The sequence below is a fragment of the uncultured Clostridium sp. genome, from assembly GCF_934754925.1.
Classification (GTDB): Bacteria; Bacillota; Clostridia; order Clostridiales; family Clostridiaceae; genus Clostridium.
Window position 1 is genome coordinate 25,382 of the sequence record NZ_CAKVJA010000027.1, and the last position, 9,074, is coordinate 34,455.

At 25.3% G+C, this 9,074-nt stretch carries 9 protein-coding genes and 2 pseudogenes; 7 read left to right on the plus strand and 4 right to left on the minus strand.

Annotated features, from left to right (window positions below; genetic code table 11):
* Window positions 1-345 precede the first annotated feature (345 nt).
* The 3 genes and pseudogenes from Q0G30_RS09590 to Q0G30_RS09600 form a co-directional block, all read right to left on the minus strand.
* Window positions 346-987, minus strand: coding sequence for a glycerol-3-phosphate acyltransferase (locus Q0G30_RS09590; protein WP_294389239.1), 642 nt, complete (start codon window positions 985-987; stop codon window positions 346-348).
* A 12-nt stretch (window positions 988-999) separates the two neighbouring features.
* On the minus strand, window positions 1,000-1,506 hold the full coding sequence (locus Q0G30_RS14410; protein ID WP_366013816.1) for a glycosyltransferase: 507 nt from the start codon (window positions 1,504-1,506) through the stop codon (window positions 1,000-1,002).
* Window positions 1,507-1,632: 126 nt separating this feature from the next.
* Window positions 1,633-2,138 (minus strand): annotated as a pseudogene (locus Q0G30_RS09600) (galactosyldiacylglycerol synthase); the annotation flags it as partial.
* A gap of 153 nt (window positions 2,139-2,291) precedes the next feature.
* Between Q0G30_RS09600 and Q0G30_RS09605 the strand changes: the two are divergent.
* Genes Q0G30_RS09605 through Q0G30_RS09615 form a run of 3 tightly spaced genes read left to right on the plus strand, consistent with a single transcriptional unit; the run spans window position 2,292 to window position 4,537 of the window.
* Window positions 2,292-2,963 carry a response regulator transcription factor gene (locus Q0G30_RS09605; protein WP_221700825.1) on the plus strand — a complete coding sequence of 224 codons (672 nt, stop codon included), beginning with the start codon at window positions 2,292-2,294 and terminating at the stop codon, window positions 2,961-2,963.
* Window positions 2,960-3,970 (plus strand): sensor histidine kinase, encoded by a 1,011-nt coding sequence (locus Q0G30_RS09610; protein WP_221700826.1) that lies wholly within the window; start codon window positions 2,960-2,962, stop codon window positions 3,968-3,970. The genes Q0G30_RS09605 and Q0G30_RS09610 overlap by 4 nt, the downstream gene beginning before the upstream one ends.
* 21 nt (window positions 3,971-3,991) lie before the next feature.
* A complete protein-coding gene (locus Q0G30_RS09615) occupies window positions 3,992-4,537 on the plus strand; it encodes a GNAT family N-acetyltransferase (protein WP_221700827.1) in 546 nt (181 codons plus the stop codon).
* 66 nt (window positions 4,538-4,603) lie between these two features.
* Here the strand turns inward: Q0G30_RS09615 and Q0G30_RS09620 are convergent, their stop codons facing one another.
* The gene (locus tag Q0G30_RS09620; RefSeq protein WP_221700828.1) at window positions 4,604-5,005 is read right to left on the minus strand and encodes a DUF2871 domain-containing protein; all 402 of its coding nucleotides are present in this window, start codon (window positions 5,003-5,005) and stop codon (window positions 4,604-4,606) included.
* A gap of 179 nt (window positions 5,006-5,184) precedes the next feature.
* Between Q0G30_RS09620 and Q0G30_RS09625 the strand changes: the two genes are divergently transcribed.
* The 4 genes and pseudogenes from Q0G30_RS09625 to Q0G30_RS09640 form a co-directional block, all read left to right on the plus strand.
* Window positions 5,185-5,955: an ABC transporter ATP-binding protein gene (locus tag Q0G30_RS09625; RefSeq protein WP_221700829.1), complete on the plus strand. Its 771-nt coding sequence runs from the start codon at window positions 5,185-5,187 to the stop codon at window positions 5,953-5,955.
* The gene (locus tag Q0G30_RS09630; RefSeq protein WP_221700830.1) at window positions 5,945-7,918 is read left to right on the plus strand and encodes an ABC transporter permease; all 1,974 of its coding nucleotides are present in this window, start codon (window positions 5,945-5,947) and stop codon (window positions 7,916-7,918) included. The genes Q0G30_RS09625 and Q0G30_RS09630 overlap by 11 nt, the downstream gene beginning before the upstream one ends.
* 134 nt (window positions 7,919-8,052) lie before the next feature.
* Entirely contained in the window at window positions 8,053-8,682 is a 630-nt protein-coding gene (locus Q0G30_RS09635) for an HAD-IA family hydrolase (RefSeq protein WP_221700831.1), read from the plus strand.
* 197 nt (window positions 8,683-8,879) lie between these two features.
* Window positions 8,880-9,074, plus strand: a pseudogene (locus Q0G30_RS09640) (hypothetical protein); the annotation flags it as partial.

Here is a 9,074-nt window from a genome sequence, read left to right on the forward strand (position 1 = left end):
AACTACAGTGAGAATGAAAAATGGAATATTACTTTTCCGGTAAGCGGTGAAATTTTCGCTTTGAATTTATATAATTGATTCCGTAAAATTTGCTAAAGTTTTTAAACTTGCTAAAGCTTCAAACAGTAAAAACTTCTTAACACAAATTTTACTACATCAATTATTAAATTCTAAAGCTTAATTTCAATGCTTCCCTCCAAATTAATATTTCATTTTTTCTCTTCACTGTTTTTCTTAATTCTCCGACTTATAGTTAATGATTCCTGCTACAAATTTGTATGACAAGTCGTTAACTCTAGGGGGATTAAGCTTAAATTGCAGACTTAAGCTTTAGTTCGCAATTTATTAATATTGAGGGTAATTGTATAATGTTTTTTTGAAGTATTTATTAAATAATGAAATAGTTATATCTTCTTCATTTCTATTAATTTTATGTTTATGAATTAAAATCATAGAAATTATTAAGACTATTATTTTTATATGGATATTATGGTTATAAGTTATAACTAAAATATCTAAAAATAATGAACTAACTAACATAACACTTGAGTTTGGCTCTATAACTAAGATAAATTTAAAAAATATTAAAATAAGTGCAAATCCTAAAGCCACATTACTTATAGGATAAAGTGCCAAAAAAGTACCGAAGGTTGAAGCGATTGCTTTTCCACCATGGAAATTTAAAAATGGAGAGTACGCGTGGCCAAGAATTGGAGCTACAGAAATAAAAATTAGAGCTATGTTATTTACATGAAAATATTTAATTGAAATAAAAACTGGTATAAAAGCTTTAAATAAGTCTAATGCTATGCATAATAAACCAAGAAAAACTCCACAATATTTAATGACATTTCCTGAACCAGGGTTTTTATCATCAGAAACATTTGTAATATCGATTCCTTTTAATAGTTTTGGAATAATATATGAATACATAACAGATCCAGATAAAAATGAAATAATTATTAATAAAATATCAATAATAAACAAAACTGAATCCTCCTATTTATTTAATTTCTCTATTAAGAACATAGCAATATCATCTGCTGCATTAGGATTAACATTTTCCTTTTGAGCTGAAATTATTTCATTTGATATTTTTATATCATCAAGTAATGAATTACATATAGTAATTGTTTCATCAATAGAATTAGATGGTAAAGCCATTTTATGTATGTTGAAAAACTCGCAATTGGCAGATTCAACACCGGGAATTGGATTTATCATTATCATAGGCAAATTTTCTACCATTGCTTCAGTAGATGTTAGTCCGCCTGGTTTAGTAATTAAAATATCACTAACATTCATTAACTTATCAATAGAATCACTAAAGGATAATAAATTAACATTTTTACTTAAATCTTCTCTTTTTAACTTTTCAAATAAATCATTGTTATGACCACAAATAACTGTAAATTCAACATTTAGTAATTTATTAGATAATTCTAAAGTAGTTTCAAGAAGATTACCGGCACCCATACTTCCACCCATGATTAAAATATGCTTCATATTAGGATTAAGATTTAATTCTTTTTTTAATTCAGATTTTGTATAGTTACACTTAAATTTAGAATGAACAGGTAATCCAAAAGATAAAATTTTATTTTTATCCAAACCTTTCTTAACAAATTCAGTAATTAAGTCTTTATGAGGAATAAAATAATAATTTAAGCATGTTTCTTCCCAAAATGGGGCACAGGTATAGTCTGTAATTATAGCAGCAGTTATAGCAGTAAAATTATATTTTTTTGAAGATAAGAAATGGTTTGAGCGCAAAATATATGTGTACAAATTATTAAATCCGGTTTTTCTTTTTTTATTATGTTATATATATTTTTAGAATAAAGAGTGTTTAAAATATATATTATAGATTTAATTTTAGGATTACTAATTTTTTCACCAGCTCTATAAAGTAAGCCAAAGAATTTTGGGCTCTTTTTTACTGTTTTAACATAAATATTTTCTACTTTTTTAGAAGTAGATTTACCGGCAAATGCTAAAGTATCTATTTCTACAGTATCAACATTAAACTTTTTTAGAGCATCACAAATAGATTTTCCAGCCGATACATGACCAGCCCCAGTGTTTGTATATAAAATAAGAGCTTTCATAAAACACCATCCTTTAAAATATAAATTCATTAGTTAATAAGTAAGATTTATATATACTTTATATTTAATATTATCATAAATTATATTTTACCATAAAAATAGTTTCTGATAATACCTAACTATATACCATAGTTGTTTTTATGAAAATTATGGATATAATAGAATAAAGAAAGGATAGATAAAATGAATAAAAAGATTTTTATTATAGAAGACGAAGAAAAAATAAGATTAGAGTTAAGCACATTTTTAAATAGATATGGATATGAAACTAGTTATTCTGATGATTTTGAAAATATAGTAGAAATTGCCTTAAAAGAAAAACCACATATTATTTTACTAGATATAAATTTGCCATATTATGATGGTTATTATATATGCAGAGAAATAAGAAAGGCTTCTAATGTTCCCATAATAGTTGTAACAAGTAGAAATAGTGAAATAGATGAACTTATGAGTATGAATTTAGGTGCAGATGATTTTATTACTAAGCCTTATAATACTCAAATTCTTTTAGCTAGAATTTCATCAATAATAAGAAGAGCATATCAAAATGTAGAATCAGAAGTTTTTGAATTTAGAAGATTAAAATATAATATGTCTACTAGTGAGATGGAGTTTGATGATAAAAAAATAGAGTTGACTAAAAATGAAAGTAGAATTTTAGCAACGTTAATTAGAAATAAAGAAAAGATTGTATCAAGAAATGAGTTAATGAAGGCATTATGGCAAAGTGATGAATTTGTTGATGACAATACCTTAACTGTTAATATTAATAGATTAAGAAAAAAGCTAGAGGAAATTGGAGCAAAGGATTATCTTCAAACTAAGAGAGGACAGGGATATATTTTAATATGAGCTTTATAGAATACTTTAAAGAAAAGGCTATATTTATAATGATAAATATATTAGTATTAATCATTACAGGTTATCTATTAAATGGACTAGGTCTATCTTCATATGGAATAATTTTAATATGTATATTAAATTTTTTATCAGCAATAGCTTTTTTTATTTATGATTATTTTAATAAAAATAAATATTATAAAATTTTATTAGATAGAATAAATTCATTAGATAAAAAGTATTTTATTGCTGATGTTACTGAAGAAAGTGAGTTTATAGAAGGTAAGATTTTATATGAAATTATAGAACAAGCAACAAAATCAATGAAGGATGATATTAGTGAAGCTATAAGAAATAGTAAAGATTATAAGGAGTATATTGAACTTTGGGTTCATGAAATAAAAACTCCTATAGCAACTTGTAAGTTACTTATAGAAAATAATGAAAATGAAGTTACTAATAGTATTAATGAGGAGATAACAAAGGTTGAAGATTATATAGAACAGGTTTTATTTTATGCTAGAAGCAGTAATATAGAAAAGGATTATATAATTAAGGAGGTTAAATTAAATCAATGCATTAATTCTGTTATAAGAAAAAATGCTAACGTTTTAATAGAAAAACAAATTAAGGTTGATATAAAAGATATTGATAAAATAGTTTATTGTGATAGTAAGTGGATTGAATTTATTCTAGGACAAATTATAAGTAATAGTATTAAATACATGGATAAAAAGGAAAGTATTTTAAAAATATGTAGTAAAACTATAGGAAATGATATTCTTTTAAAAATTTGTGATAATGGAATTGGAATGGATGAAAAATGTGTAGTTAAAGCCTTTGAAAAGGGATATACAGGTGAAAATGGAAGAAGGTTTGGAAAGTCAACTGGTATTGGATTATATTTATGTAAAAATCTTTGTGAAAAATTAGGACTAGGAATAAATATAAAATCAAAAGAAAAGTATGGTACAGAAGTTTCTATATTATTTCCTATAAATGATATGATGAAATTTTAATATTAAAGGGGGAAGAGGTTTATGAAAATTATTGAAACAAAAAGATTGATATTAAGAAAATGGTGCAAAGATGATTATTTAGATATGTATGACTATGCTAGTGATGATAGAGTAGGGCCTAATGCAGGATGGCCTGTACATAAATCTATAGAAGATAGTAAAGCAATAGTTGATATGTTTATAACTGGAGATGAGGAGTATGCAGTAGTTCTAAAAAAAGAAAATAAAGTAATTGGTGGAGTTGGATTACATTATAAGAAAATTGATAAAGATATGCAAGGAAATAATGTAAGAGAAATTGGATATGTTTTAAATCCTAAATATTGGGGCAATGAGTATATTCCAGAAGCTGTTAAAGAGTTAATAAAATTTTGCTTTGAAGAATTAAATTTAGATTTAGTGTGGTGTGGTCATTTTGACTTTAATTCTAAATCTAGAAGAGTAATTGAAAAATGTGGATTTAATTTTAAATTTGAAAAGAATAGAGAACTACCATTATTAAATAATAAGAAAGTTAATGAACTATACTACAATATTTCAAGGGAAGAATATTTTAAAAAAGCATAAGGATTAAGGAGTAATTAACCCATAACAAATAATTATTAGTTGTTATGGGTTAACTCTTTTTTAAAATTATTTAGTAAAAATTGATTTTTTTAATATTATCATAAACCAAATAAGAGATATGCCCAAGATAGCATGTGCAGTTCCTGCAATATGGGGAAGACCTATAAAATCTTTATTTAGTACTTCTAATATTCCACGTACAACTAAAGTAGAAATTAAAGATAGTAGACCAATGTTATAAGTTATAAGCCAACCAATAAAGTATTTAATATTTGAAATATTAAATACTTTTTCTAAAACAATTAGAATTAGGAAGAAAATAAATCCTAAAACTAAAGTATGTGTATGAGCTGCACTTAATGTTGTAATGCCAGTAAAAGCATTAAATTTAGTGAATTCTCTAAAAAATATACCTAATGCTAGTCCTAAAATTAGATAGAAAAATGATAAGTTAAATAGTTTTTTCATATATTTCACCTCTTAATAGAAAATTATTATCCTTTAATAATAATTATACAATTAATATAACAAAAATGTAAGGTTTCTGTTATATAGTTCTATGGATAGAGAGTTGTTGTAAATGTAGAATTAAGATATAGCAAGGATATATTGATAGATAAAAGATAAATTAAAATTTGGAGGTAAGTATGAAAAGTGAAGTTTTAAAGGTAAGTAATATAGAAAAATATTATGGAAGTAAGAATAATATAACAAAAGCAATTAATAATATTAGTTTTACAGTGGAAGAGGGAGAATTCATTGGAGTAATGGGAGCTTCAGGTAGTGGAAAAACTACATTATTAAATTGTATTTCAACAATAGATAGAGTAAGTAGTGGACATATTTATATAAGGAATAACGATATTACAAAATTAAATTCTAAAAAAATCGCAAAGTTTAGAAGAGAAGAGCTTGGATTTATATTTCAAGATTTTAATCTTCTAGATACATTAACATGTTATGAAAATATTGCATTGGCATTAACTATCTCAAGAGTTAACCATAAGGAGATCGATACACGAGTTAAAGATGTAGCAAATAAATTAGGCATAGAGGAAATATTAAATAAATATCCTTATGAAGTATCAGGAGGACAAAAGCAAAGAGTAGCTTGTGCTAGAGCAATAATAACAAAGCCATCATTAGTATTAGCAGATGAACCAACAGGTGCTTTAGACTCTAAATCTGCTAAAATGCTTCTAGAAAGCTTAGAACATTTAAATACAGAAATTAATGCAACTATTATGATGGTAACTCATGATGCATTTACAGCTAGTTATGCAAGTAGAATTTTATTTATAAAGGATGGAAAGATTTTTAATGAGTTAGTTAGAGGAAATGACAGTAGAAAGGATTTCTTTAATAAGATAATTGAGGTTGTTACTCTTCTTGGAGGTGACCAAAGAGATGTATTTTAAGTTAGCTAGCAAAAATTTAAAAAAGAGTATTAAAGATTATACAATTTATTTTTTAACATTAGTATTTGGTATTTGTATTTTTTATACTTTTAATTCAATAGAATCTCAAAGAGTAATGATGGATTTAAGTGAAATTCAAGCTGGCGCATTTCAAATAATAGATGTATTTATGTCTGTAGCATCAGTATTTATTTCTTTTATTTTAGGGTTTTTAATAGTTTATGCTAATAATTACTTAATAAAAAGAAGAAAAAAGGAATTTGGTATTTACATGACTTTAGGTATGGAAAATAAACAACTTTCAAGAATAATATTTGTAGAAACAATATTAATTGGTTTAATTTCTTTAGCTGTGGGAATAGGAATAGGAACTATACTTTCTCAAGGATTATCAATATTTACAGCTAAATTATTTAAAGTGAAGCTAGTAAACTTTACATTTGTGTTTTCTAAATTAGCATTTGTTAAGACTGTTATGTGTTTTGGATTAATATATTTAGTAGTTTTAATATTTAATTCATTTACTATAAGAAAGGTTAAGCTAATAGACTTACTAACATCTGCAAAGAAAAATGAAAAGTTAAAAGTAAAGAATATTTGGGTTTCAGTTATAGTATTTTTAATTAGTGTAGCAATGATAGGTGCGGCATATTATTTAGTTATAAAAAATGGAATAGCAATAATAAGTCCATCAGCTATAGGAATTCCTGTATTATTGGGATCAGTAGGAACAATATTATTTTTCTTTTCATTATCAGGATTTTTACTTAAAGTTATGCAAAGTAATAAGAAATTTTACTTAAAAGATTTAAACATGTTTATTTTAAGACAAATTAATAGTAAGATAAACACTACTTTTATTTCAATGTCATTTATTTGTTTAATGTTATTTGTTGCAATATGTACATTTTCAAGTGGGCTTGGAATTAGTAGAGGACTTAATAAGGATGTAGCAGATTTAACACAATTTGATGCAACATTATGGAATTTGAATGGTGATAATTTAATTGATTCTTTAGGAAAGAGTAGTATAGATAGTTTTGCTGATTATGCACAATATACAAACTATGATAGTAAGGTTCCTTATAGCAAATTCTTAACTTCAGATGGAATTGAAAAGGGAAGCAGTTATTATCCTGTTTTTACTGATTCAGATATTATGGCAATTAGCCTTACTGATTTTAATAATATATTAAGATTATTAGGAAAAGATCAAGTATCATTAAAGGAAAATGAATATTTAGCTTTTACAGATATAGGTGATATGCAAAAAATTATTCAAGAATCAATAAATGATAAAACTAAAATAAATATAAATGGAAAAGAATTAATTCCAGCAGATATTAAGGTTCTTAATATAACTAGCTATGACTCAACTATGAAAAGTAATATATGTACATTTGTGGTTAATGATGATTTAGTAAATGAATTACCAACTGTTAATACCTATTTAAATGTAAATTATAAAGACGATAAATCATTATCAGAAATAGGTATGCAAGATATAATAAAAAGTAACAATGATAAAAATGGATATCAAGTATATTATATAAATAAAGAAACTGTAGAAGCAACAACAGCAGGTCTTGGTGCTATGGTGTCTTATTTGGCTATATATATGGGAATTATATTTTTAATAACATCAGCTGCAGTACTTGCACTTCAACAACTATGTGAATCAGCAGATAATACGTATAGATATGAATTATTAAAAAAGGTTGGAGTAGATGAAAAAATAATAAATAAATCACTATTAACTCAAATAGGAATATACTTTATGATGCCTTTAAGTATTGCGTTAGTTCACTCTATAGTTGGATTAAAATTTGCACAAGGGGTAGTTTCTATAGTTGGTGATGGAAGTATGATGAAGTATATATTAATTACATTATTAGTGCTAGTAATAGTTTATGGAGGATACTTTATGGCAACATACAATGGTGCAAAGAAGATCATTAGATAGAATAAATAATAAAATTTAATTAATTATATATTTTTATTATTGAAATTATTTTCATTATGTAGGATACTTTTATCGTAGACTTTTAATATATTATATGAAGTCAATATAAATGGGGAGTTACGGGAGAAGAAGAGATGAAAAAATACAAATGTATAATATTTGATTTAGATGGAACTATGTTAGATACAGAAAAAATGAATATGATACCATTACAAAGATTAATTAAAGAAGAGCTATCAATTGATATTAAGTACGAAGATTTACTAAAGTACAGAGCTTATGCAGGAAAGACAACATTAAAAATGCTAGGATTTAAAGATATTGAAGCTTCTTATAGTAAATGGGTTAAATATGTTAACGAATATGAAGATGGAGCAAAGCTATATGAAGGTTTTGATGAGGTTATAAAAGGGTTAGATGAAAATGGAATACTTTGTGGGATAGCTAGCTCTAAAATGAAGTCTCAATATGAAATAGATTTTTTGAAAACAGGTCTTCAAAGTTATATGAAAAGCGTAATTTTAGCAGAAGATACAGAAAATCATAAGCCACATCCAGAGCCATTACTTAAGGCTATAGAAATATTAAATATAGAACCTAAGGATGCAATGTATGTTGGAGATACTTTTGCAGATTATAAATCTACTAAGGCAGCAGGAATGGATTTTGGGTTAGCTGTATGGGGAGCGACGGATCTTGATGGTATAAAAGCCGATCATTATTTAAATACGCCAAAAGATATTTTGAAGGTATTAAATTTATAATAGTATGTAATTAAATAAATTAGATTAATAAAAAAATTGCTATATCAAAATTTTGATATGGCAATTTTTTTTATTATTAAAGTTAACTTATTTTAACAAAAGCAAATGGGCTGTTAAAATAAGTTAACTAGCCTCTAATATTTTCTTAATATAGGTAAAGTAACCTATATGAGGAAGAGGAATTAAGGAGGATTAAAATGACAGAGCAATATCTAGAAATAAATAATATAAAACCTAATAAAGCTATATTAGTAAAAAGAAGAAAAATAACTAAAGGAGAAATGGAACCATATTTCTACTTAATACCTGCATTTATTATATTTGGGCTATTTGTATTTTATCCTTTTGTAAAAACAATAATAATGAGTATGTCTACTACTAATATAAGAGGA

Excerpts from the sequence above, each read along its gene's own strand:
- Q0G30_RS09615 (WP_221700827.1), top strand. The coding sequence starts at position 3,992 with ATGAAAATTATTGAAACAAAAAGATTGATATTAAGAAAATGGTGCAAA.
- Q0G30_RS09620 (WP_221700828.1), bottom strand. The coding sequence starts at position 5,005 with ATGAAAAAACTATTTAACTTATCATTTTTCTATCTAATTTTAGGACTA.
- Q0G30_RS09605 (WP_221700825.1), top strand. The coding sequence starts at position 2,292 with ATGAATAAAAAGATTTTTATTATAGAAGACGAAGAAAAAATAAGATTA.
- Q0G30_RS09635 (WP_221700831.1), top strand. The coding sequence starts at position 8,053 with ATGAAAAAATACAAATGTATAATATTTGATTTAGATGGAACTATGTTA.
- Q0G30_RS14410 (WP_366013816.1), bottom strand. The coding sequence starts at position 1,506 with ATGAAGCATATTTTAATCATGGGTGGAAGTATGGGTGCCGGTAATCTT.
- Q0G30_RS09625 (WP_221700829.1), top strand. The coding sequence starts at position 5,185 with ATGAAAAGTGAAGTTTTAAAGGTAAGTAATATAGAAAAATATTATGGA.
- Q0G30_RS09630 (WP_221700830.1), top strand. The coding sequence starts at position 5,945 with ATGTATTTTAAGTTAGCTAGCAAAAATTTAAAAAAGAGTATTAAAGAT.
- Q0G30_RS09610 (WP_221700826.1), top strand. The coding sequence starts at position 2,960 with ATGAGCTTTATAGAATACTTTAAAGAAAAGGCTATATTTATAATGATA.